Annotated in this window: 24 protein-coding genes and 3 riboswitches; of the genes, 14 read left to right on the forward strand and 10 right to left on the reverse strand. The window is 64.8% G+C overall.

Annotated elements, in window-relative coordinates; genetic code table 11:
• Positions 1-4: 4 nt before the first annotated feature.
• Entirely contained in the window at positions 5-2,131 is a 2,127-nt protein-coding gene (locus C8K14_RS06230; protein WP_107716067.1) for a TonB-dependent siderophore receptor, read from the reverse strand.
• A 171-nt stretch (positions 2,132-2,302) separates the two neighbouring features.
• Positions 2,303-2,424, forward strand: a riboswitch (TPP riboswitch).
• A gap of 64 nt (positions 2,425-2,488) precedes the next feature.
• On the opposite strand from C8K14_RS06230, the gene thiC reads away from it, so the two are divergent.
• Positions 2,489-4,354 (forward strand): phosphomethylpyrimidine synthase ThiC, encoded by a 1,866-nt coding sequence (gene thiC / locus C8K14_RS06235; RefSeq protein WP_107716068.1) that lies wholly within the window; start codon positions 2,489-2,491, stop codon positions 4,352-4,354.
• Between the two features lie 137 nt (positions 4,355-4,491).
• A complete protein-coding gene (locus C8K14_RS06240; protein ID WP_107716069.1) occupies positions 4,492-4,995 on the forward strand; it encodes a glycine zipper 2TM domain-containing protein in 504 nt (167 codons plus the stop codon).
• 109 nt (positions 4,996-5,104) lie between these two features.
• Here C8K14_RS06240 and C8K14_RS06245 read toward each other — a convergent pair whose 3' ends face one another.
• From C8K14_RS06245 to C8K14_RS06280, 8 genes are all read right to left on the reverse strand, one after another.
• Positions 5,105-5,398, reverse strand: a complete 294-nt coding sequence (locus tag C8K14_RS06245) for a hypothetical protein (protein ID WP_022676352.1) — start codon at positions 5,396-5,398, stop codon at positions 5,105-5,107.
• 245 nt (positions 5,399-5,643) lie between these two features.
• Positions 5,644-6,072 carry an OsmC family protein gene (locus tag C8K14_RS06250; protein WP_107716070.1) on the reverse strand — a complete coding sequence of 143 codons (429 nt, stop codon included), beginning with the start codon at positions 6,070-6,072 and terminating at the stop codon, positions 5,644-5,646.
• Between the two features lie 63 nt (positions 6,073-6,135).
• Positions 6,136-6,438: an alkylphosphonate utilization protein gene (locus C8K14_RS06255; RefSeq protein ID WP_022676354.1), complete on the reverse strand. Its 303-nt coding sequence runs from the start codon at positions 6,436-6,438 to the stop codon at positions 6,136-6,138.
• An 80-nt stretch (positions 6,439-6,518) separates the two neighbouring features.
• Complete coding sequence (locus C8K14_RS06260) at positions 6,519-6,881, reverse strand: hypothetical protein (RefSeq protein ID WP_062782778.1); 363 nt, start codon at positions 6,879-6,881, stop codon at positions 6,519-6,521.
• An 18-nt stretch (positions 6,882-6,899) separates the two neighbouring features.
• A complete protein-coding gene (locus C8K14_RS06265; RefSeq protein ID WP_022676356.1) occupies positions 6,900-7,118 on the reverse strand; it encodes a hypothetical protein in 219 nt (72 codons plus the stop codon).
• A gap of 90 nt (positions 7,119-7,208) precedes the next feature.
• Positions 7,209-8,045 (reverse strand): 2,3,4,5-tetrahydropyridine-2,6-dicarboxylate N-succinyltransferase, encoded by an 837-nt coding sequence (gene dapD / locus C8K14_RS06270; RefSeq protein WP_107716071.1) that lies wholly within the window; start codon positions 8,043-8,045, stop codon positions 7,209-7,211.
• A 71-nt stretch (positions 8,046-8,116) separates the two neighbouring features.
• Entirely contained in the window at positions 8,117-8,794 is a 678-nt protein-coding gene (locus C8K14_RS06275; RefSeq protein WP_062782784.1) for a pyrimidine 5'-nucleotidase, read from the reverse strand.
• Positions 8,795-8,875: 81 nt separating this feature from the next.
• Entirely contained in the window at positions 8,876-10,045 is a 1,170-nt protein-coding gene (locus C8K14_RS06280) for a PQQ-dependent sugar dehydrogenase (protein ID WP_107716072.1), read from the reverse strand.
• A gap of 10 nt (positions 10,046-10,055) precedes the next feature.
• Here C8K14_RS06280 and C8K14_RS06285 point away from each other — a divergent pair, with 10 nt between their 5' ends.
• The 3 genes from C8K14_RS06285 to folP all read left to right on the forward strand — a co-directional run bounded on the left by C8K14_RS06285 (position 10,056) and on the right by folP (position 13,304).
• Positions 10,056-10,697: a ribonuclease HII gene (locus C8K14_RS06285; protein WP_062782790.1), complete on the forward strand. Its 642-nt coding sequence runs from the start codon at positions 10,056-10,058 to the stop codon at positions 10,695-10,697.
• A 218-nt stretch (positions 10,698-10,915) separates the two neighbouring features.
• Complete coding sequence (locus tag C8K14_RS06290; RefSeq protein WP_062782793.1) at positions 10,916-12,055, forward strand: site-specific DNA-methyltransferase; 1,140 nt, start codon at positions 10,916-10,918, stop codon at positions 12,053-12,055.
• Between the two features lie 139 nt (positions 12,056-12,194).
• On the forward strand, positions 12,195-13,304 hold the full coding sequence (folP, locus tag C8K14_RS06295) for a dihydropteroate synthase (RefSeq protein ID WP_062782796.1): 1,110 nt from the start codon (positions 12,195-12,197) through the stop codon (positions 13,302-13,304).
• A gap of 102 nt (positions 13,305-13,406) precedes the next feature.
• Here folP and C8K14_RS06300 read toward each other — a convergent pair whose 3' ends face one another.
• Positions 13,407-14,825, reverse strand: coding sequence for a sigma-54 dependent transcriptional regulator (locus tag C8K14_RS06300; protein WP_062782799.1), 1,419 nt, complete (start codon positions 14,823-14,825; stop codon positions 13,407-13,409).
• Positions 14,826-14,968: 143 nt separating this feature from the next.
• Here C8K14_RS06300 and C8K14_RS06305 point away from each other — a divergent pair, with 143 nt between their 5' ends.
• From C8K14_RS06305 to C8K14_RS06345, 9 genes are all read left to right on the forward strand, one after another.
• Positions 14,969-15,091, forward strand: a complete 123-nt coding sequence (locus C8K14_RS06305; RefSeq protein WP_022676364.1) for an aa3-type cytochrome c oxidase subunit IV — start codon at positions 14,969-14,971, stop codon at positions 15,089-15,091.
• A 15-nt stretch (positions 15,092-15,106) separates the two neighbouring features.
• Entirely contained in the window at positions 15,107-16,225 is a 1,119-nt protein-coding gene (locus C8K14_RS06310) for an NAD(P) transhydrogenase subunit alpha (protein ID WP_107716263.1), read from the forward strand.
• A gap of 83 nt (positions 16,226-16,308) precedes the next feature.
• The gene (locus C8K14_RS06315) at positions 16,309-16,683 is read left to right on the forward strand and encodes an endonuclease domain-containing protein (RefSeq protein WP_369974041.1); all 375 of its coding nucleotides are present in this window, start codon (positions 16,309-16,311) and stop codon (positions 16,681-16,683) included.
• Entirely contained in the window at positions 16,683-16,967 is a 285-nt protein-coding gene (locus tag C8K14_RS06320) for a proton-translocating transhydrogenase family protein (protein WP_022676366.1), read from the forward strand. Before C8K14_RS06315 ends, C8K14_RS06320 begins: the two co-directional genes overlap by 1 nt.
• Positions 16,967-18,376 (forward strand): NAD(P)(+) transhydrogenase (Re/Si-specific) subunit beta, encoded by a 1,410-nt coding sequence (locus tag C8K14_RS06325; protein WP_107716074.1) that lies wholly within the window; start codon positions 16,967-16,969, stop codon positions 18,374-18,376. The genes C8K14_RS06320 and C8K14_RS06325 overlap by 1 nt, the downstream gene beginning before the upstream one ends.
• A 49-nt stretch (positions 18,377-18,425) precedes the next feature.
• Positions 18,426-18,749 carry a hypothetical protein gene (locus C8K14_RS06330; RefSeq protein ID WP_062782802.1) on the forward strand — a complete coding sequence of 108 codons (324 nt, stop codon included), beginning with the start codon at positions 18,426-18,428 and terminating at the stop codon, positions 18,747-18,749.
• Positions 18,750-18,872: 123 nt separating this feature from the next.
• Positions 18,873-19,568 carry an aspartate/glutamate racemase family protein gene (locus C8K14_RS06335; protein WP_022676369.1) on the forward strand — a complete coding sequence of 232 codons (696 nt, stop codon included), beginning with the start codon at positions 18,873-18,875 and terminating at the stop codon, positions 19,566-19,568.
• A gap of 5 nt (positions 19,569-19,573) precedes the next feature.
• Positions 19,574-20,737: a deoxyguanosinetriphosphate triphosphohydrolase gene (locus C8K14_RS06340; protein WP_107716264.1), complete on the forward strand. Its 1,164-nt coding sequence runs from the start codon at positions 19,574-19,576 to the stop codon at positions 20,735-20,737.
• A complete protein-coding gene (locus C8K14_RS06345; RefSeq protein WP_107716075.1) occupies positions 20,730-21,422 on the forward strand; it encodes an NAD(P)H-binding protein in 693 nt (230 codons plus the stop codon). Before C8K14_RS06340 ends, C8K14_RS06345 begins: the two co-directional genes overlap by 8 nt.
• A gap of 38 nt (positions 21,423-21,460) precedes the next feature.
• Positions 21,461-21,568: riboswitch (glycine riboswitch) on the forward strand.
• Between the two features lies 1 nt (position 21,569).
• Positions 21,570-21,695: riboswitch (glycine riboswitch) on the forward strand.
• Positions 21,696-21,703 lie beyond the last annotated feature (8 nt).

Here is a 21,703-nt window from a genome sequence, read left to right on the forward strand (position 1 = left end):
ACGGTCAGAACGTCACACGGACAGAGCCGGTGACATTGCGCGGCGCGGCGTAATAGGCCTGCGTCCAATACAGGCTGGTCAGGTACTTGTGGTTGGTCACATTGGCGACGTTGAAATTGAACTGAACGTTCTCGTTCAATTTATACCCGGCCTGCAATTGCAGCGTGGCATAATCGCCCTGGCGCACGGTGCCGGAATAGATCGTGTCCTGCCACTTGACCGCCGCGCCCAGTTGCAGCGGCGCGATGGGATTCCAGCGCAGTGCCAGGTTGGCGGTGTTGCGCGGCACATACGTACGCACTTGCCTGCCCGCGCCATCGTCCATCTTGAGCGTGGTGGCGCCGGCCTGGATCGTGAGCGTGGAGGTCAGCTTGCCACCCACTTCTGCCTCTACCCCGCGGCTGACGGCGCGGATGCCGTTGTACAGGGTCTGGCCGGTGGCCGTGTCGTAAGCGCCCGCATCGGCCAGGTTGCTTTGTTCGGCGCGGAACCAGGCGACCGATCCAAACAGCCCGCCGCCCGGTGTCTGCGCCTTGAGCCCGGCTTCATAGCTCTTGCCTTTGGCCGCGCCCAAGGGCCTGCGGTCGATGTCGAGATTGGCCTGCGGGGCAAAGATGCTGGAATAGCTGGCATAGAGATTGACGCCGGGCAGGGCCTTGTAGGTCACGCCGACGAATGGGCTCAGCGCCTTTTCATTCTTGTCGGTGCTGGCGCCAAAGCTGATCCCACGCGTCTTTTCGACAAGGTAACTGGCGCCCAGCAGCACGCTGAGCTTTTGGGTCAGCGATACATCCGATGCCCCGCGCAGGCGCCACTGGCGATCTTCGGTATGCTCCTGCTGCACGCTGGCGCCATAGGCGGGGAGGGCGACTTCCTGTCCGGTCCAGCTGCCGGGCAGGCCGCGAATCTGACCCCAGGCAGGATCGCTGTCAGGCACGGCGCGGCCATAGTATTCATAGGTTCCCACCGTGCGCTGCACGCCCAGCGTCAGCTGCTGGTCGCGGCCGAACAGGCGATAGCTGCCCTGTACCGTGCCGTCATAGATCCAGCCTTTGGCGACGGGGGCATAGGCGCCGGGATTGCCAAAGAGCCCGCCCCAGGCGCCGGTCTGGCTGTCCTGCTTTGGCGTGCCATAGACATAGAACAACCGCGAATCTTCGTTGTGGTACTTGCGCGTGACATGGGCGCGCACGCTCCAGCCCGGGGCGAAATCCCAGGTCAGCTGGCCATAGGCGGTCTGGTCATGCGTATTCCAATAGGTCCAGTCCATCGTGGTAGAGGCGCTGCGGTCAAACTCCAGCTGGTTGCCCTTGCTGTCCTGCAAGGGCAGGGCGCCCCACATCACCCCGGTGGACTTGCCATCCTGGCGCATATAGCCGGCCGAGAGATGCAGGTTGGGGGTGATTTCGCCATCCAGAACGCCGGAAATCGCGGTGCGGCTGTGGTGATAGCTGCGCAGGTAGGAATCGCCGTCCTGCGCCGCGCCGGTTACGCGCACGGCCCATTTGCCATCGGCGGTCAGCGGCAGGTCAAGGTCCACCTCGGCGCGCTTCTTGTTCCATGAGCCATAGGACAGCTCGGCCGACATATGGCGCTGGCCGGTGGGATGGCGGCGGTGATAATTGATCGTGCCCGAAGGATTGCCTGCGCCGGTGAGCAGCGCGTTGGCCCCGCGCACCACTTCCACGTTGTCCCACATCACCGAATCCTGGGCGCCGATCGTCGGGCCCCAGATATTGGGCAGGCTGATCCCGTCGATCATCGCGTCGACGATGTCGAACCCCCGCGCGTTGTAGTACGTGCGCTCGGTTTCGACCTGGTCGACATTGACGCCCGTAACGTAGCGCAGCAGCTGGTTGGTTTCGTCCAGCGCAAAGTCATCCAGGAACTTTCGATCGACCACGCTGACCGATTGCGGCGTATCCATCAAGGATAGCGCCAGGCCGGTAGCGCCGCTTGCCACCGTCTCCCCCTTTTCGCCGTTGACCACGATGGTGCGGCCAGCGTCGGCATCACTGGCGCTGGCACTCGCGGCGTCCGCAGCGCTGTCGGCATGGGCGGGTAATGCCGCCAGCACACCCAGCGAAACGCCGCAGGCCAGCATCGCGTGGCGCAAATGCGTGGGGGCCATGGTCTCAATCCTTCCTGAACAATGATTTCTCACCGCCCGCTAATGCGAATGGTTATCATGAGTCAAGGAGAGTGATAATCATTTTCAAAAAAGTAGCGCTTGTCTCAACTCGACCGACGATGGCGTCCGTCCGGCTTGCAGCGTTGCGCCCTTGGCCCTAGGATGCGGGCACCCCGGGGAGCCAGTGGCCTGGGCAACGCGCCTGCGTTGCCGGGTTGAGCAAAGGCTGAGAGGGGCTGGTCACGCAGCCCGACCCGTCGAACCTGAACCCGTTAGCACGGGCGGAGGGAGGGCCGGCCCAGCGTTACACGTGCGTGCCACAGCCTTTCGTTCGTCCACACGAAAGGAACCTCGTGTATGGCCGATCTCAATTCCCCACTCGAAATCGGTGTCACCACCGGCCCCATCCGCGGCAGCCGCAAGATTCACGTGGAATCGCCGCGTTTCCCCGGCATGACCGTCGCGATGCGCGAAATCGCGTTGGAGCCGGGCTGCGGCGAGCCGCCGCTGCGCGTCTATGACACCTCAGGCCCCTATAGCGATCCCAAGCAGGCGATCGACATTCGCGCCGGCCTGCCGCGCCTGCGGCACGAGTGGATCATGGCGCGTGGCGACGTGGAAACCTATGCCGCGCGTGAGGTGAAGCCCGAGGATAATGGCCTCAAGGGGCCAGACCGTTCGGGCGGCGTACCGGCGTTTCCCAATGTCAATCCGGCGCCGCTGCGGGCCAAGGCCGGCGCCAATGTCACGCAGATGCACTATGCCCGCCAGGGTATTGTCACGCCCGAGATGGAATACGTGGCGATCCGTGAAAACCTGGGCCGCCGCCAGTTGAAGGAAGCCTTGGTGCGCGACGGCCAGGATTGGGGCGCCAGCATTCCCGATTACGTCACGGCCGAATTCGTGCGCGATGAAGTGGCGCGCGGGCGGGCGATCATTCCCAACAACATCAATCACCCGGAAAGCGAACCGATGGCGATCGGGCGCAATTTCCTGGTCAAGATCAATGCCAACATCGGCAATTCTGCGGTCGCGTCTGATGTGGCCAACGAAGTGGACAAGATGGTCTGGGCGATCCGCTGGGGCGCCGACACGGTGATGGACCTGTCGACCGGGCGCAACATCCACGACACGCGCGAATGGATCCTGCGCAACAGCCCGGTGCCGATCGGCACCGTGCCGATCTACCAGGCGCTGGAAAAGGTCGGCGGCATTGCCGAAGACCTGACCTGGGACATCTTCCGCGACACCTTGATCGAGCAGGCCGAACAGGGCGTGGACTATTTCACCATCCACGCCGGGGTGCGCCTGCCCTATATTCCGCTCACTGCCAAGCGCGTGACCGGGATCGTCAGCCGGGGTGGCTCGATCATGGCCAAGTGGTGCCTGGCGCACCACCGCGAAAGCTTCCTCTACGAACATTTCGACGAGATCACCGAGATCATGAAGGCCTATGACATCGCCTATTCGCTGGGCGATGGCCTGCGGCCGGGTAGCGTGGCCGACGCCAATGACGAGGCACAGTTTGCCGAGCTTTACACCCTGGGTGAACTGACCAAGCGTGCCTGGGCGCAGGACGTGCAGGTGATGACCGAGGGGCCGGGCCATGTGCCGATGCACAAGGTCAAGGAAAACATGGACAAGCAGCTGGCTGCCTGTGGCGAGGCGCCGTTCTACACGCTCGGGCCGCTCGTCACCGATATCGCGCCGGGCTATGACCATATCACCAGCGGCATCGGCGCGGCGATGATCGGGTGGTTCGGCACCGCCATGCTGTGCTATGTCACGCCCAAGGAGCATCTGGGCCTGCCCGATCGCGATGACGTCAAGGTCGGCGTCGTCACTTACAAGCTCGCGGCCCATGCCGCCGATCTGGCCAAGGGACACCCGGCGGCCAAGCTGCGCGACGATGCGTTGAGCCGCGCCCGCTTCGAATTTCGCTGGCGCGACCAGTTCAACCTCAGCCTCGATCCCGAAACGGCCGAGCAATACCACGACCAGACCCTGCCGGCCGAAGGGGCCAAGACCGCGCACTTCTGCTCGATGTGCGGGCCCAAGTTCTGCTCGATGAAGATCACACAGGAAGTGCGTGAATTTGCATCGAAACAAAACCAGCCCGCCGATACCTTCATCGCGGCCGAAGAGGCCGAGGCGGGGATGCAGGCCATGAGCGACAAGTATCGCGAGGCCGGTAGCGAACTCTATCTGCCGGCCGCGCAATAAGGCGGTGCGTCCTGCGCTGGTTGCCATGTCGGTAACCAGCGCAGGAACCAGCGCGGTTTCCGATCATTGCCTGTCCATCTGGAAGGTCGCGTCGCCATGGGGTGGCGCTCCGCTCCTCTCACGATGGAGATCGCGCCATGAAGAAGGCTTTGCTGGCAGTGGCACTTGCAGCGTCGGGCCTGACCGCCGCTTGTACCGATGGTTATGATGGCCGCCCCGGCTATGACAACGGCTATCACCGCCATCGCGGCGGCTATGGCGGCATCGAAGGCGGCTATGCCAGCGGCGGCGGCTGGGGCTATCGCGACGATGGCTATTATCGCCGCTATGGCAACTATGACTATAACCGTCCCGATCCCAGCTACGGCGGCTATTATGCCGATCGCTATTACCGCGACGATCCGCGCTACGGCGAACACCGCCTGAGCGCCAATGAGCGGATTTATCGCGGCAATGATGGTCGCTATTATTGCCGCCGTTCCGATGGCTCGACCGGCCTGATCGTCGGTGGTGTATCGGGCGCGCTGCTCGGCTCGGTGATTGCCCAGGGCGATTCCCGTCCGCTCGGCGCGATCCTCGGCGCAATCGGTGGCGCTGCCGCCGGTGCCGCGATCGACAGCAACAACGTGCGTTGCCGCTGATCCCCAACCGGGCATCGGCACACATGAAAAAGGCCCTTTCGCCACGCAGCGAAAGGGCCTTTTTCATGTCGGCATGGCGCGGGACAATCCGCGTCGGGCCTCAACAGGCTTACTTGGCAGCGTCGACCGCGATGCCGAGCTTCTTCACGTCGTTGAGCGTGAAGGCGACCGGGCGATCGTTGAACGTGCCTTCCACCGACTTCTTGCGGATGTGCAGTTCGAAGGGCACCTTGCCGGCATAGGCGGTGCCACGGACGATCTTTTCTTCGCCCTTGGTTTCGGTGGTGTAGGAATAGCTCACGCCCTTGTAGGCGAAGCTGTCAGGCTGGGTTTCGGCCGAGGCCACGGCGGGGGCGGCAAGCACGAGAGCGGCGGCGGCGGTCGAAATGAAAGAACGAAGCATGGCAATTTCCCCTGATCATAAAGGCGAGATTGCCTTCGGACACCCGTCTGTTGTGTTCTTGTTGCAGCGCGTTTCACCCATGCTGCGCTTGCGAGCAATTGCTTAGGTTGCCTGCCCGCTTGCATGATTTGCAAGTGGCGAGCGCTCGGTTTTGAAAAGCGTTTGTTTTCATGCATAACAATAAGCGCCCAGCCACGGGGGAGGTGGCCGGGCGCATACGAAAACACGGGAAAGTGCCGGAACGCTTAGGCTTCGAGCGTGCGCTCCAGCGTGACTTCGCAGTTCAGCAGGCGCGAAATCGGGCAGTTGGCCTTGGCCTCATCGGCAATTTTGGCGAAATCCGATTCGGCGATACCGGGGATTGCCGCCTTGAGTGCAAGCGCGCTGCGCGTCACCTTGAAGCCGTCGCCATCGGCCTCCAACGTAACCTTGGCGGTCGTGTCGAGCGTGCCATCGGCATAACCGGCCTTGGCGAGGGCAAAGCTGGTGGCCATGGTGAAGCACGCCGCATGCGCGGCGGCGATCAGCTCTTCCGGGTTGGTGCCCGGCTTGCCTTCGAACCGCGTGCCAAAGCCATAGGGCTGGTCTGACAGCACGCCCGAGGCCGTGCTGATCAATCCCTTGCCGGGCTTGCCAAGCCCTTCATAACGGGCAGAAGCGGTGCTGGTGGGCATTGGGCATCTCCTTGATGGGGTTTGCCCGTTGAACGCCCTGGCCAGCGGCCCGTTCCATCCGGTTCAGCGCTTGCGCACGAACTCTGCGCGCAGCACGAGGCCCTTGATCCCATCGAACTTGCAGTCGATTTCCTGCGCGTCTCCGGTTAGGCGGATCGACTTGATCAGCGTGCCGCGCTTGAGCGTCTGCCCGGCGCCTTTGACATCAAGATCCTTGATCAGCGTAACCTGGTCACCGTCCTGCAGCACGTTGCCCACGGCGTCGCGCACTTCCACGGCGTTGGCCGCCGCGCGCCGCGTGGCCAGTTCCGCGGCCGTCATCCATTCGCCGCTTTCATCATCGTAAACGTATTCGTCGTCGCTCATGTCCCGCCCCTTTATGCTGTGGTCCCGGTGGGGCCATGGCAGGTTGGGGGCACGGGCGCCAGCCCTTGCGGGAACTTGTCTTACCACACCGCCGGGACGAGCACGATTGCGCCACCGTCGCGGGGTTTCCAGGCGCGCATGGCCAGGGCGACATTGCTTTCCCGGGCCGCGCGGTCTTCCGCCAGAGACCATGTGATGTGCCAGATGCCACCGTCCGGCCTGCGGGTGGAGCCTTCGAGCGCCACCACCAGCGCCTCCACGCCCGCGCCGTCATCGATATGGCCGACAACGCGGGCGTGGCGGATCGCTGGTGGCAAGGGATCACCGGGGCCGGCATGAACCGTGCGCGTCACATGGTTTGCCACAGTGTGCGGATAGCGTGGCGGGAACAGCGCCATCAGGCGGTCGCGGCTATCGGGTTCGAGCTTCCAGCCGCTGGGCATCGCGCGGTTTCCGGCAGATCAGGAAGATGGCGTGGCCTGGCCACTGACGACGCCGTTGTGATCGGCCTGTGGTGTCGTGAGCGCACCGGTGATCCAGATGGCAGACAAGGCCAGGATTGCCAGCACGAGGCTGATCAGAAGTACCCAGCGCACCACGTTCAAGCCGACGGCGCTACGCGCTTCGTCGGTGGACAGCCGCGCCGGCGGCTCCTGTCGTTGGGTATGGTCGTTCTGCATGACGACTCTCCTGCGTTTCATCGGCGGGGCGCACGGGTGGCGCGCCCCTTTTGCCTGATTCTACGCGCGGAGAGCCCGCGTGGTTCCGCGTCAGTCGCGCAGCAGCTCGTTGATGCCGGTCTTGCTGCGGGTTTGCGCGTCCACCGTCTTGACGATCACGGCGCAATAGAGCGACGGCCCGGGCGTGCCATCGGGCAGCGGCTTGCCGGGCAGCGAGCCGGGCACGACCACGGCGTAAGGGGGCACGCGGCCGATATGCACTTCGCCGGTGGCGCGGTCGATGATCTTGGTGCTGGCGCCCAGGAACACGCCCATCGACAGCACCGCGCCTTCGCCCACGATCACGCCTTCGGCCACCTCCGAACGCGCGCCGATGAACGCGCCGTCTTCGATGATCACCGGGCCGGCCTGCAGCGGTTCGAGCACGCCGCCAATGCCGACGCCGCCCGAGATATGCACGTTCTTGCCGATCTGCGCGCATGAACCCACCGTGGCCCAGGTATCGACCATGGTGCCTTCATCGACGAACGCGCCGATGTTGACGAAGCTGGGCATCAGCACGACGTTCTTGGCAATGTGCGCGCCACGGCGCGCCACGGCGCCCGGCACCACGCGGAACCCGGCGGCGCGAAAGGCGGCTTCGTCCCAGCCGGCAAACTTGCTCGGCACCTTGTCAAAGGCCGGGGCGCCACCGGCGCCACCCTCAACCACGACATTGTCGTTGAGGCGGAACGAGAGCAGCACGGCCTTCTTCAGCCACTGGTTCACGCGCCATGCGCCATCGACCTTTTCCGCGACGCGCGCTTTGCCAGCATCGAGCAGGGCGAGTGCCTGTTCCACCACCACGCGCACATCGTTGCTGGCCGGCGTCACGTCCGCGCGGTTGTCCCAGGCGGCTTCGATGGCGGCTTCAAGCTGTGCGGTCATGTGTGTTTCTCCGGGCAATACTGAGATGGTCTGGCCTTGGGGGATCTGGACAGTCTGCTTGGGCAGGGCGCCTAGCCGAGGTGACCGTCGGCGGCAAGCGCGTCGAGCCAGGCAGCAAGATCGTCGATCGTCTCGTCGATCGCGGTTTCGTCACGGGCGCGGGCGCCCCAATCCGTGCCGAAGTCGAGCCAGACCGTCTGCATGCCCATGGCCTTGGCCGGGGTGAGGTTGCGCGCCGAATCCTCGAAGAACACCGAGCGGGTAGGGTCGATGCCAAAGGCGGAGACAAAGCCGCGATAGGCCGATGGCTCGGGCTTGGGCTTGTATTCCATGGCGTGGATGTCCCACAGGCCTTCAAAGCAGTGGGTGATGCCCAGGGCATCGAGCACCCGCGTGGCATAGGCGGCATCGCCATTGGTAAATATCAGGCGACGCCCGGGCAGGCGCATCAGGCGCTCTTCCAGGCGCGGCGCGCGGTTCAGCGGGGCCATGTCGACATCGTGAACATAGCCAAGAAATTCATAGGGATCGACGCCGTGAAAATGCATCAGGCCAGCGAGCGTGGTGCCATGGTCGTGGAAATACATCTTCTGCACGCGGCGCGCCTCGGCATGGTCGCAGCCCAGCAGATCGGCAATATAGGCGCCCATGCGCACGTCGATCTGGTCGAACAGGCAGGTTTCGGCCGGGTACAGCGTGTTATCCAGATCGAAGATCCAGCAATCGACACGCGATGGGTCAAAGGGCATCCGTCATCCTTGCGAGCTTGGCTCTGGCCTTAAGAGCGTGGCTCTGCCTTTAGAGCATGGTGCCGCCGCCTGCCCGCAAAATCAGCGCGGGGCAAGCCTCCTCAGCCGGGCGTTTTCGCCGTCTTCGAGAATCCATAGCGTACCATCACGTGCTTCGCGAATCTCGCGTATCCGCGTCCCCAAGTCGATCCTCTCCAGTTCCTTGCCCACGGGGCGGCCGTCTGGCCCCGGTTCCAGGCCCACGCGCACGATCCCGGCCGCGCCCAGCGCCGCGATTAGCGCCTGCCCGCGCCACTGCGGAAACGCCTTGCCCGAATAGAACACGAAGTCCCCCGGTGCGATCACCGGATTCCAGCTGATCGCCGGCGCGGCCAGGTCTGGCCGCGTTGCGTTGCGCGGGATCGGCGTGCCATCATAGTTGTCGCCATCGGAAACCAGCGGCCAGCCATAGTTCTTCCCGGGTGAAAGCAGGTTAAGCTCGTCCCCGCCGGCCGGGCCATGTTCGAGATCCCACAGCCGCCCCTGCGCATCGAATTGCAGCCCCAGCGGGTTGCGATGCCCCAGCGTCCACACCTGCGCGGCAATGCCGCCTTGCGCTACAAAGGGATTGCCCGGCGCGGGCTGGCCATCGAGCGTGAGGTGGAGGATCTTGCCCAGGTTGGTGGTCATATCCTGCGCCGGGGTGAACTTCTGCCGCTCGCCCGAAGACAGGAACAGGCTTTTGCCATCTGGTGCAAAGGCGATGCGATGGCCAAAATGGCCGCGCCCGGAAACCTTGGGTACCTGCCGCCAGATCACCGTGAGGCCTTCAAGGCGGGGCGAGCCCTGATCGCGCACCAGCCGCGCGCGGCCCAGCACGGCGCCGCGCGTATCCCCCGCGCCCGCTTCCACCCAGGTGAGATAGACCAGCCCGCTGGTGGCAAAATCGGGGGCGAGGGCAATATCGCCGAGGCCCCCCTGGCCGCCGGCGTCCACCTTGGGCGTGCCAGAAACGATCACGGCCTTGGCCCCTTCGCGCCACAGCTTGAGCGCGCCGGTGCGTTCGGTCACCAGCATGGCGGTCTTGCCTTGGCCATCATCGGGCAGGAACACCATGGCCCAAGGGCTGTCGAAACGCGCCAGGTCGGTAATCACGAAGCCGTCGCGCTGTTCGGGCGCCGTGGCGGCGTCGTTATCGGGCTGGGCTTGCGATCCGCAGCTTGCAGCCAGGAACGCGAGCGGCGATAGGAGGCAGAGGATCCCTTTTGTCATGCCCGCTACAATGCCCGAAACCCGCGTCCGTGCCACCAGAATTACCCGTGTTACTACCCGCGTATCGGGGCACGTCATCGGCGTCGACGAGGCGGGGCGCGGCCCCCTGGCCGGCCCGGTGGTGGCCGCTGCCGTGGTGCTGGGGCGGCGGCCGCCCGAAGGGCTGGCCGATTCCAAAAAACTTTCGGCCAAGCGCCGCGCGGTGCTGGAAGAGCAGATCAAGGCGTCGTGCCACTGGGGCGTGGGCGTGGTGGACCCGGCCGAGATCGACCGCCTCAACATCTTTGGCGCCACCATGCTGGCGATGACCCTCGCCGTGCAGGAACTCGTGGCGCAATTGCAGGGCGACGTATGCGAGGTGCGTGTCGATGGCAATCTCACGCCGCACGGGCGCCATGCCGATTGGTGCTGGCCGGCGCGGCCGATTGTCGGTGGCGACGCGATCGAGCCGTGCATTTCTGCGGCCTCGATCATCGCCAAGGAACACCGTGACCGCATGATGCGGGCGGCGGCCGAACTCCATCCGCACTATGGCTGGGAGCGCAACGCCGGCTATGGCACGGCGCAGCACCTTGCCGCCCTGCGCACGCATGGCCCTACGCCGCTGCATCGGCGCAGTTTTGCCCCCGTGGCGCAACTGCTGCTTCTCTAGCCGCGACTCGGCGCAAGGCCTGCGAATAAATTTTCCACAGTTGCGCGCACCATATCTTGAGTCGCGCACCCCACCGAGACTCTAGATGTGGTTGGCGGACTCGTTCCGTTCCGCTTTTGCAGCGCTGCGACTCGCCGCAAATCGGCGAGTCGCGCCTTGACCTGCGACTCGCGATGATTCAGATTCCACGTCAACAAGCGACAGTGGAAGGAAGTATCATGGTTACGGCAGTGAAAACGCGCACCCGCGCCTTGCGGGCCAAAGTGGCCGCCAAGGTTCAGGCGCCCGCGCTGCCCGTCAACCGCATCCTCAAGGGCGATTGCATCGACATGATGCGCTCGCTGCCCACTGGATCGATCGACATGATCTTTGCCGATCCGCCCTACAACCTGCAGCTTGGCGGCGACCTGGCCCGCCCCGATGGCAGCCATGTCGATGCGGTGACCGATCACTGGGACAAGTTCGACAGCTTTGCCGTCTATGATCGCTTCACCCGCGAATGGTTGAGCGAGGCCTATCGCCTGCTCAAGCCCAATGGCTCGATCTGGGTGATCGGCAGCTATCACAACATCTTCCGCCTGGGCACGATGCTGCAGGACATGGGCTTCTGGATTCTCAACGACATCATCTGGCGCAAGACCAACCCCATGCCCAATTTCAAGGGCACGCGGTTCACCAATGCCCACGAAACCCTGATCTGGGCAGCCAAGAGCGAGAAGGCGAAGTACACCTTCAACTACCGCGCGATGAAGACCTTGAACGACGAGTTGCAGATGCGCTCTGACTGGGTGCTGCCGATCTGTTCGGGCAAGGAACGCCTCAAGCGCAACGGCACCAAAGCCCATCCCACGCAAAAGCCGGAATCGCTGCTCTATCGCGTGATCCTGGCCACCACCAACAAGGGTGACGTGGTGCTCGATCCATTCTTTGGCACCGGCACCACCGGCGCAGTGGCCAAGCGCCTGGGCCGCAACTGGATCGGCTGCGAGCGCGAGGACGATTATATTGAAGTGGCGCAGGAGCGTATCGACCTGGCCCTGCCGCTCGATGAAAGCGCGCTCAAGACCATGCAGTCCAAGCGCGCCGCGCCCAAGGTGCCGTTCGGCTCGCTGGTGGAAAGCGGCTGGCTGACGCCGGGCACCGTGCTCGCTGACAAGAAGCGCCGCTGGCAGGCGGTTGTGCGCGCCGATGGCAGCCTGGCCGTAGGCGAGGATACCGGGTCGATCCATGGCATGGGGTCCAAGGTGCAGAACGCCGCCTCGTGCAACGGCTGGACGTTCTGGCATTTCATGGACAAGGGCGAGATGAAGCCGATCGACGTGCTGCGCCAGCGCTATCTGTTGGCGGTGGAAGACTGATCGGGTTAATTGCCGTCGTCCCGGACTTGATCCGGGGCCCCGCTTTTCCTGAAGGATAGCGCAAGGCGCCCAAAAGAAGCTGGACCCCGGGTCAAGCCCGGGGTGACGAATAGTTGGTGGTTGGGGCAAAGGCTTTGGCATGAACGAGACGGTTTACCTTCGCCCCATCGCCTTGACCGAAAGCCCGCAGGCTGACGATGGCCAGGCCGTGCGCCTGGCCGGCGGGCTCGCCTGTGCCAGCCGCTTTGCCCTGCTGGTGCGGGGTGACGGCAAGGTGGTCTCGCGCCAGGTTGTCAGCGCGGGCGACGTAGCTGCTGCCATTGCTGCCTTGCCCGATGCCCTGGCCGCTGACGCCAGCGCGCAATGGGCCAATCTGCGCAAGAGCCATGCCCCGATCGGCTGTGGCGAGCGGGTGCTGCGCCTCGATCAGCCGCTGGTCATGGGCATTCTCAACGTCACGCCCGACAGCTTTTCCGATGGCGGCCAGTTCCTCGACAAGCCCGATGTCGCGCTAGACCATGCCTCGGCCATGCTGGCGGCGGGCGCGGCGGTGATCGACGTGGGTGGGGAATCCACCCGGCCCAATGCCGCCGCGGTGTGGGAAGGGGACGAGATCAAGCGCGTGGTGCCGGTGATCGAGCGCCTGGCCACGACAGGCGCTGCCATTTCCATCGACAGCCGGCGTTCCAGCGTGATCGCCGCCGCGCTTGCCGCCGGGGCGCATATTGTCAACGATGTGTCCGCCCTGCGCCACGATCCGCGCAGCATGGAGATTGTCGCTGCCAGCGGCGCGCCGGTCGTGCTGATGCATGCGCCGGGCGGTGCGGACGACCTCCACGCCGATGGGCATTATCGCGATGTCGTGCTCGATGTGTTCGATGACCTGCGCACCCGGCGTGATGCCGCGCTGGCCGCGGGCATTGCCGCCGAGAAGATCCTGCTCGATCCCGGCATCGGCTTTGGCAAGACGCTGGCCGAAAACCTGGCGCTGATCAACGCCCTGCCGCTGTTCCACGCGCTGGGCCAACCCGTGCTGTTTGCTGCCAGCCGCAAGCGCATGATCGGCGCCTTGGCCGGCGAGGCACCGGCAGACCAGCGCCTGGGTGGCTCGGTCATGCTGGCGATCAAGGCGCTGGAGGCGGGCTGCCACATGGTGCGCGTGCACGACGTGGCTGAAACGGTGCAGGCCATGCGCGTGTGGCGCGGCCTGCGCGATGCGGCGCTGACTGATTTTTCGCAGGTCGGTTGAGGCGGCGGGGGCTTCGACAGGCTCAGCCCGAACGGATTAAAGAGCAGTTTGTGAATACCGTTCGGGCTGAGCTTGTCGAAGCCCCAGCCGCGCACGTCCCTGTCAGGCCGCGTTGTCGATGCCCAGTTCCGACAGCTTGCGGTAGAGCGTCGAGCGGCCGATCCCCAGGCGCCGTGCCACTTCGGTCATGCGGCCGCGATAGTGGCCGATCGCCAGGCGGATGACATCGGCCTCGATCTCTTCCAGCGGGCGCAGGTTGCCGTCGGCGGTGAACAGCATCACGCCGGCACCGTCGCTGATAGGTGCCGGGCTGCGCGGGGTTTCGCCCACCATCGTCGAGAGATTGGGGAAGTCTTGCGCGGTCAGTGTTTCTGCATCGCAGAACACGGCGGCGCGAAACAGCGTGGCCTGCAATTGCCGCACGTTGCCCGGCCAGTCATAGGCCTTGAGCAGGGCCAGCGCGCTATCGGTGATGCCAAGCGGGCGCAGGCCCGGCTGCTCCCCGATCCGCGTAAGGAAATAGCGGGCCAGCGCGGCGATATCGCCCGACCGCTGGCGCAGCGCGGGCAGATGCACGTGCACCGTGCTGAGCGCATCGACCAGGGGCGCATGATAGAAACCCGCCTCGGCCAGATCGCGCAACGGCGCATTGCTGCACGCGAACAGGCGTACGTCGATGCGGAACGAGTGGCGCGCGCCAATCGGTTGTACATCGCCGCGTTCGACGAACTGGGTCAGCCGTTCCTGCACATGAAGGGGCAGGCGATCGACCTCGTCGATCACCAGCGTGCCGCCGTCAGCGTGTTGCAGCGCACCGATATGCCGATCGAAGGCCCCGGGAAACGCGCCCTTTTCGTGGCCGAACAGCACGCTTTCGATCTGGTTGGCGGGAATGCCGCCAGCGTTGACGATGCGCAGCGGCGCCTTGGCGCGCGGGCTCGCGGCGTGCATCGCACGCACCAGCATTTCCTTGCCAGTGCCGCTTTCGCCCTCGATCAGCACCGTCTGCTGGGTCCGCGCCGCCTTGGCCGCCACGGCCAGTGCGGCGCGGAATGCCGGCGCGGCGCCGATCATCGAATCAAAGTCGAGCGTCGTGCCGATCTTTTCGGTGAGCGGCTGAAGCTCTGCCGCGGGCGCCTCGCGCGTGGTGGCGCTGCGCAGGGCCTGGAGCAGGCGATCGGGCGCCACGGGCTTGATCAGATAATCGGTCGCGCCAGCGCGCATGGCTTCTACGGCCAGCAGCGGCGAGGCACTGGTGGTGAGCATCAGGATCGGCAGGGCCGGGCGCCGCGCCTTGAGTTCGGCGATCAGCGCACAGGCATCGTCGCCCGGAACCCATTGATCCAGGATGATGGCGCCCAGTTGCATGCCCTGGCGCGTGCCGAGTGTGGCAATCGCGGTTTCGGAATCGCGGGCCACGAGCGTGCGCCACCCTTCGCGTGCGGCCAGTGCCGTGATCAGCCGGCATTGCGCAGGCTCATCATCGATCAGCATCAGCAGGCGGTCGTCGGCTTCGGCCATGATTTTCCCGTCGTTGAAACAACACCCGATTACGCATTTCTGGTAAAAACCTGATTAAACAATCAGGCCATTCAATCGCCCTTGAGAGACGCGGACCAGCGGTTTAAGGTGCTCCCAAGGATAATAACGAGGGATGAGTGAGCATGACGTCTGCCAATGATATGAAGGCTGCACGTGAAACCTACGAAGGCTTTATCTCGATGATCAAGGTCTCCGTGCCGGTGATCGCGCTCATCGTCGCTTTCGTGATCCTGATCATACAATAAAGAATGTCACATGACATAACGATCGCCGTTCTTCGGGAACGCGCGACGGGGGAGAGCCGGGTGGCGGCGACACCGGAAACGGTGCGCAAGCTCTCGGCTTTGGGGGCCAAACTGGTGGTGGAAAGCGGCGCGGGGAAGGGCGCCGGTATTTCCGACGATGATTTTCAGGCCGCCGGCGCGGCGATTGCCAGCGTCGATGCCGCCGCCGGCGCGCAGATCGTGCTGGGCGTGCAGGGGCCCGATCCGGCACTGTTGGCTGGCGCCGCGCCTGGTGCGTGGATCGTGGCAGGGCTCGATCCCTTTGGCCAGCGCGGGCGGGTGGATGCCTATGCCGCCGCCGGGCTCGAGGCGCTGGCGATGGAATTCATGCCGCGCATCACCCGCGCGCAATCGATGGATATCCTGTCATCGCAGGCCAACCTCGCTGGCTATAAGGCCGTGCTGGTGGCGGCCAATCTCTATGGCCGGGCTTTCCCGATGATGATGACGGCGGCCGGCACGGTGAGCGCGGCCAAGGCCTTCATCATGGGCGTGGGTGTGGCAGGCCTCCAGGCCATCGCCACCGCCCGCCGCCTCGGCGCACAGGTTTCCGCCACCGACGTGCGCTCTGCCACCAAGGAACAGATCCAGTCCTTGGGCGCCAAGCCGATCTTCGTGGAGAATGTGGCGGGGATCGAGGGCGAAGGCGCGGGCGGCTATGCCACCGAAATGAGCCCCGAATACCAGAAGGCCCAAGCCGAACTGGTATCGAGCCACATCGCCAAGCAGGACATCGTCATCACCACCGCGCTGATCCCCGGCCGCGCCGCGCCGCGCCTGATCAGCGATGCCCAGATCGCTACGATGCGCCCGGGATCGGTCATCTATGACCTCGCCGTGGCGCAAGGCGGCAACGTGGAAGGCAGCGTGGCCGACCAAGTGGTGGAACGCCACGGCGTGAAAATCGTCGGCTATGCCAACACGCCTGCGCTCCTGCCGGCCGATGCTTCGGCGCTGTTCTCGCGCAACCTGTTCAATTTTCTCTCCGCCTTCTGGGACAAGGAACAAGGCCGCCCGGTGCTGGACGAGGAAATCGGCAACGCCATCCGCCTGACGCAAGGCGGGCAGGTCGTGCACGAAAGGCTCAAGGGGTGAGTGTACTTCCTCCCCGGTACGGGGAGGGGGACCGCCCGCAGGGCGGTGGAGGGGACTCTCGGCCTCAGCCGCGCCGCGAAGTGGTGTTGGCCCGTCGCCTGCGACGTACCATGAGTGTGCCCGAGCGGATGCTGTGGCAATATCTGCGGCAACGACCCCGCGGACTGAAGTTTCGCCGCCAGCATCCGATCGGTCCCTATGTTGCCGACTTCTGCTGCCTTTCGCATCGCCTTGTGGTCGAAGTGGATGGCATGGCCCACGATAATAGCGATCGCGCTGCTCACGACGAGACGAGGCGGCGCTTCATGAATGAGAACGGGTTCAGGGTGATGAGGATTTCCGCAAAGCGTGTCTTGGCCGATGCCGTGGGAACGGCAGAAGCTATCGTGGCGCGCGTGGCTGGTCCCCTCCACCGTCCTGCGGACGGTCCCCCTCCCCGTTCCGGGGAGGAAAACTGATGGACTTCATATCGATCCTGAGCATTTTCGTGCTCGCCTGCTTTGTCGGCTATTACGTCGTCTGGTCGGTCACGCCGGCGCTGCACACGCCGTTGATGGCGGTGACCAATGCCATTTCCTCGGTCATCATCGTGGGCGCGCTGGTCGCGTCGGCAGCGGCGGGGTCGCCGCTGGCCAAGGTGCTGGGGCTGGGTGCGGTGGTCCTGGCGTCGGTCAATATCTTCGGCGGCTTTGCCGTTACCCAGCGCATGCTGGCGATGTACAAGAAGAAGGAGAAGAAGTGATGGAACACGCTTCCTCTCCTTGGGTGGGCCTGGCCTACCTCGTCGCCGGTGTGCTGTTCATCATGGCGCTGCGCGGGCTTTCGTCACCTGGTACGAGCCGGGCGGGCAACCGTTATGGCATGATCGGCATGACGATTGCGGTGGCGACCACGCTGGTTACCCATTCGATCGCCAGCCTGCCGGAAATCGCCGTGGCCATCGCCATTGGTGGCGGCATCGGCTTCATCATCGCGCGGCGCATCCAGATGACGGCGATGCCGCAACTGGTGGCCGCGTTCCACTCGCTGGTGGGCCTGGCCGCCGTGCTGGTGGGGCTGGCGGCCTATGCCAATCCCGAGGCGTTCGGCATTCTTGATGCGCAAGGGCTGATCGAACCGCAAAGCCGGGTGGAAATGGGCCTGGGCATTGCCATCGGCGCGATCACCTTCTCCGGCTCGATCATCGCGTTCCTCAAGCTGGCTGGCAAGATGAGCGGCGCGGCGATCCTGCTGCCCGGGCGGCATGTGATCAACCTGGGCACGCTGATCGCGATCCTCGGGCTGGTTGGCTGGTTTACCCAGGATCAAAGCGCCTGGGTCATCGCCACGATCACCGCGCTGTCGTTCGTGATTGGCTTCCTGCTGATCATCCCGATCGGCGGGGCAGACATGCCGGTGGTGGTCTCGATGCTCAACAGCTATTCCGGCTGGGCGGCAGCGGCGATGGGTTTCACCCTGCACAACACGGCCATGATCATCACTGGCGCGCTGGTCGGCTCTTCGGGCGCGATCCTGTCGTACATCATGTGCAAGGCGATGAACCGCTCGTTCCTGTCGGTGATCGCCGGGGGCTTTGGCGCCGAAGCAGCCGTCAGCGGCGGCGCGGCCAAGGAGCAGCGCCCGTGGAAGCGCGGTTCTGCCGAAGACGCGGCGTTCCTGATGAAGGAAGCGGAAAACGTCATCATTATCCCGGGCTATGGCATGGCCGTCAGCCAGGCGCAGCACGTGCTGCGTGAGATGGGTGATGTGCTCAAGGCCAATGGCGTCAACGTCAAGTATGCGATCCACCCGGTGGCGGGACGCATGCCCGGGCACATGAATGTGCTGCTCGCCGAAGCCAATGTGCCCTATGACGAAGTCTTTGAACTGGAAGACATCCAGGGCGATTTCGCCCAGGCCGACGTGGCCTTCGTGATCGGCGCCAACGACGTGGTCAACCCCGCGGCCAAGACCGACAAGTCCAGCCCGATCTATGGCATGCCGGTGTTCGACGTGGACAAGGCCAAGACCATCTTCTTCGTCAAGCGCTCCATGGGCGGGGTCGGCTATTCGGGCGTCGACAACGACGTGTTCTACATGGACCAGACGATGATGCTGCTGGCAGACGCCAAGAAGATGGTGGAGGAGATCGTCAAGGCGCTCCAGCATTGAGGATAACCCCTGGTTGACAGCGTCGGCGCGGCGGGGCGAGAAGGCGGGCATGAAGCCCATCGTTCTTGTCACCGCCGCCGCCGCGCTGTCGCTCGTTTCTACCGGCTGCGTCTCTAAACTGGCCGAGGGCCGCGTGCGCACGGCCTTGGTCGATGCCGGCCTGTCCCACGCCAATGCCGCCTGCATGGCCGAGCGTATGACCGATCGCCTGTCGCTGGGCCAGTTGCGCCGGTTGGAGGCGCTGCAGGCACCCAAGCGCAGCCTGGCCGATTACGTGTGGACCGTGCGCCGGCTCGATGATCCGCAACTGGTGCAAGTGACGGTCAGCGCTGCTGCGCTCTGCGCCATGGGATTGGCCCCCGAAAAGCGGTGAACCGCGTGCGCGCGCACGGTGGATCGCTGCCGTGGGCCGCTGGACCTGGGCGGTGGTCTTGCCTAAGGCTGAAAACCATCGAAACGGGACTGACCGGCGGGGGCGCCGGTGGGAGATAGTGGTTTGCGCAAGATTGGCCTTATCGGCGGCATGAGCTGGGTTTCGACCCGCACCTATTACGAGCATCTCAACAAGCTGGTTCAGGCGCGCACAAGCACGTTGTCGAGCGCGCCTTTGCTGATCGAAAGCCTCGATTTTGCCGGTCTGGCCCGGCTTTCGACGGCGGATGAGTGGGCCCACGCCGCAACCGTGCTGGTGCAGAGCGCCAAGCGGCTGGAGCAGGCTGGCGCCACCGCGCTTCTGATCGGCGCCAACTCGATGCACAAGGTCTATGACCAGGTTGCCGCGTCGGTGGGCGTGCCAGTGATCCACATTGCCGACGCCGTTGGCGCGCGGATGCAGGCCAATGGCGTCAAGACCGCTGCCCTGATCGGCTCGCGCAATGTCATGGTCGAAAGCTTTTACCGCAAGCGTCTGGTTGCCCATGGGGTGACGCTGCTGCCGCCGGTGATGGACAATGTCGATGAGATCGACCGGATCATCTATGAAGAGCTGATGCAGGGACGCGCCACGCGCTCGGCCGAGCGCACGTTCAAGACCTTGTTGACCACCATGGGCCAGGCCGGCGCGCAAGGCGTGGTGCTCGGCTGCACCGAACTCGACATGGTGATCGATGTCGATGCCAACGTGCTGCCGATCTATGATGGCACGCGCATCCATGCCGAGGCGGCGGCAGACTGGATACTGGGCGCAGGGTGACCGACATGCGCGCGCCCTGGGCCTGCGATCCCGCTGCCTCGCGCGGGCGAGAGTTCGCACCAGAGCAGGGCGGGGTGCGCGGCCCGCGCAGCGAATTCCAGCGCGATCGCGACCGGATCATCCATTCGATCGCGTTTCGCCGGCTGCGCCACAAGACCCAAGTGTTCATCGCGCCCGACGGCGATCACTATCGTGTGCGGTTGACGCACAGCCTGGAAGTGGCGCAGATCGGGCGCGTGATTGCCCGGGCCCTGGGCGCGGACGAAGACCTGACCGAAGCACTGTGCTTGGCGCATGATATTGGCCATCCCCCGTTCGGCCATGCCGGCGAGGACGCGCTGGAGGCGGCGCTGGCAAGCTGCGGCGGATTTGATCACAACGCCAATACCTTGCGCGTGCTGATGCGCCTGGAAAGCCCCTATGTTGAGCACGATGGCCTCAACCTGACCTGGGAAATGCTCGAAGGCCTGGCCAAGCATAACGGGCCGGTGAAGAAGCCCACCTGGGCGCTGGCCGAACTCGACGCGGCGTTCCCGCTCGACCTGGCCAGTCACGCCTCGATCGAGGCGCAGATCGCCGCGATTTCCGACGACATTGCCTATGACAACCACGATATCGACGATGGACTGCGCGGCGGTTTCCTGACGCTCGACGATCTGCTGGAACTGCCGTTCGTGGCCGATCAATGGTACGCGATCGAGGCGCGCCATCCCCATGCCCCGCGCGAGCGGCTGCTGCGCGAATTGGTGCGGGGGCAGATCGGCCGGATGGTCAACGACGTGATCGGCGAAACGCGGCGGCGCCTGGATGATAGTGGGGTCGACAGTGTGGCGGCGGTGCGCGCGGCCGGGCGCGCGCTTTGCGGGTTTTCCGAAGAGGTGCGGCGGGAAGAACGCACGCTCAAGCAGTTCATGTACGCGCGGCTCTACCTTCATCCCGAGCAGGTGGAGGCGGCCGATCGTGCGCGGCATGTGGTGGAAACGCTGTTTGCTGCCTATCGCGCCGATGCCGGACACATGCCGGCCGCCTGGCAGGCGCGCTTGCCGGCGGCAGAGCCGGCGCGCAGCCGCGTTATCGCCGATTTCATTGCGGGCATGACCGACCGCTATGCAATCGACTGTTACGCGAAGATCGTCGGGCAAGTGCCTGAGGGACTTAGCAATGTCTGATCCCGTCCGCGTGCTGCTGGTCGGCGCGACGGGGCTGGTGGGTCAAGCCGTGCTGGCTGCCGCCGCCGGCCGGCCCGGCTTGCGCATGGTTGCCTTGGGGCGCCGTGCGGCGACCTTGCCCGCCGGCGCGCAGATGGACCAATTGGTGATCGCGCCCGAATACTGGGCCGATGCCGTGGCGCAGGTGCGCCCTGATGTGATCGTGCTGGCCTTGGGCACGACGATCGCGGCGGTGGGTGGCGATCGCGCCGCCTTTCGGGCGGTGGACCATGACCTCACGCTGCGCTGTGCGACGGCGGCGCGCCAGGCGGGCGTTGGCCATGCGATCCTGGTTTCGTCGGTCGGCGCTGATCCGGCCGCGCGCACGTTCTATCTCGCCACCAAGGGCGCGGTAGAGCGGGACGTGGCAGCGCTGGGCTTCGCCCGGTGCGATATACTTCGACCCGGCCTGCTGCGCGGCGCCCGCCAAGGCGCGGTCCGCCCGGCAGAGCGCTTGGGCATGGCGGTGGCGCCGCTGGTCGATTGGGCGCTGAGGGGCGCGCTTTCCCGCTATCGCTCGATCACCGCCAGCACGGTGGGCCAGGCGATTGTAAACCTGGCCAGCGTCCAGGCCGATGGGCAGTTCGTCCACCATTTTCGCTCCATCCACAGCGCTGCGCGCGGGACTGCTTATCCAGGCAGTTGACTTGCACGGGGTGCCTGCGCGAAAGGGCGGGCCTGTCGCTGACCCGCGCGGGAGAGTTTGCTGCTGATTCGCATATGTGAAAAAGCAGTGACGCCGAAGGAGCAACCGCCCCGGAATCTCTCAGGCTAAAGGACCGCACGGGGTCTATAGCGACACTCTGGAAAGTGCTGCATTTCCGCAGGGAAATGGGGCCGCCGAAGGGGTAACCCCGCGATGCGCCACAACTAGGGGCGCGGGGGAAAGCTCTCAGGTTTCCGTGACAGAGGGGGCACCGTTGGGTG

This window comes from Novosphingobium sp. GV079 (genome assembly GCF_003058045.1).
GTDB lineage: Bacteria > Pseudomonadota > Alphaproteobacteria > Sphingomonadales > Sphingomonadaceae > Novosphingobium > Novosphingobium capsulatum.

Excerpts from the sequence above, each read along its gene's own strand:
- C8K14_RS06285 (WP_062782790.1), top strand. The coding sequence starts at position 10,056 with ATGCCCGAAACCCGCGTCCGTGCCACCAGAATTACCCGTGTTACTACC.
- C8K14_RS06325 (WP_107716074.1), top strand. The coding sequence starts at position 16,967 with ATGGAACACGCTTCCTCTCCTTGGGTGGGCCTGGCCTACCTCGTCGCC.
- thiC (WP_107716068.1), top strand. The coding sequence starts at position 2,489 with ATGGCCGATCTCAATTCCCCACTCGAAATCGGTGTCACCACCGGCCCC.
- C8K14_RS06305 (WP_022676364.1), top strand. The coding sequence starts at position 14,969 with ATGACGTCTGCCAATGATATGAAGGCTGCACGTGAAACCTACGAAGGC.
- C8K14_RS06240 (WP_107716069.1), top strand. The coding sequence starts at position 4,492 with ATGAAGAAGGCTTTGCTGGCAGTGGCACTTGCAGCGTCGGGCCTGACC.
- dapD (WP_107716071.1), bottom strand. The coding sequence starts at position 8,045 with ATGACCGCACAGCTTGAAGCCGCCATCGAAGCCGCCTGGGACAACCGC.
- C8K14_RS06290 (WP_062782793.1), top strand. The coding sequence starts at position 10,916 with ATGGTTACGGCAGTGAAAACGCGCACCCGCGCCTTGCGGGCCAAAGTG.
- C8K14_RS06345 (WP_107716075.1), top strand. The coding sequence starts at position 20,730 with ATGTCTGATCCCGTCCGCGTGCTGCTGGTCGGCGCGACGGGGCTGGTG.
- C8K14_RS06340 (WP_107716264.1), top strand. The coding sequence starts at position 19,574 with ATGCGCGCGCCCTGGGCCTGCGATCCCGCTGCCTCGCGCGGGCGAGAG.
- C8K14_RS06330 (WP_062782802.1), top strand. The coding sequence starts at position 18,426 with ATGAAGCCCATCGTTCTTGTCACCGCCGCCGCCGCGCTGTCGCTCGTT.
- C8K14_RS06255 (WP_022676354.1), bottom strand. The coding sequence starts at position 6,438 with ATGAGCGACGACGAATACGTTTACGATGATGAAAGCGGCGAATGGATG.
- C8K14_RS06275 (WP_062782784.1), bottom strand. The coding sequence starts at position 8,794 with ATGCCCTTTGACCCATCGCGTGTCGATTGCTGGATCTTCGATCTGGAT.
- C8K14_RS06280 (WP_107716072.1), bottom strand. The coding sequence starts at position 10,045 with ATGACAAAAGGGATCCTCTGCCTCCTATCGCCGCTCGCGTTCCTGGCT.
- C8K14_RS06245 (WP_022676352.1), bottom strand. The coding sequence starts at position 5,398 with ATGCTTCGTTCTTTCATTTCGACCGCCGCCGCCGCTCTCGTGCTTGCC.
- folP (WP_062782796.1), top strand. The coding sequence starts at position 12,195 with ATGAACGAGACGGTTTACCTTCGCCCCATCGCCTTGACCGAAAGCCCG.
- C8K14_RS06260 (WP_062782778.1), bottom strand. The coding sequence starts at position 6,881 with ATGCCCAGCGGCTGGAAGCTCGAACCCGATAGCCGCGACCGCCTGATG.
- C8K14_RS06300 (WP_062782799.1), bottom strand. The coding sequence starts at position 14,825 with ATGGCCGAAGCCGACGACCGCCTGCTGATGCTGATCGATGATGAGCCT.
- C8K14_RS06265 (WP_022676356.1), bottom strand. The coding sequence starts at position 7,118 with ATGCAGAACGACCATACCCAACGACAGGAGCCGCCGGCGCGGCTGTCC.
- C8K14_RS06320 (WP_022676366.1), top strand. The coding sequence starts at position 16,683 with ATGGACTTCATATCGATCCTGAGCATTTTCGTGCTCGCCTGCTTTGTC.
- C8K14_RS06250 (WP_107716070.1), bottom strand. The coding sequence starts at position 6,072 with ATGCCCACCAGCACCGCTTCTGCCCGTTATGAAGGGCTTGGCAAGCCC.
- C8K14_RS06230 (WP_107716067.1), bottom strand. The coding sequence starts at position 2,131 with ATGGCCCCCACGCATTTGCGCCACGCGATGCTGGCCTGCGGCGTTTCG.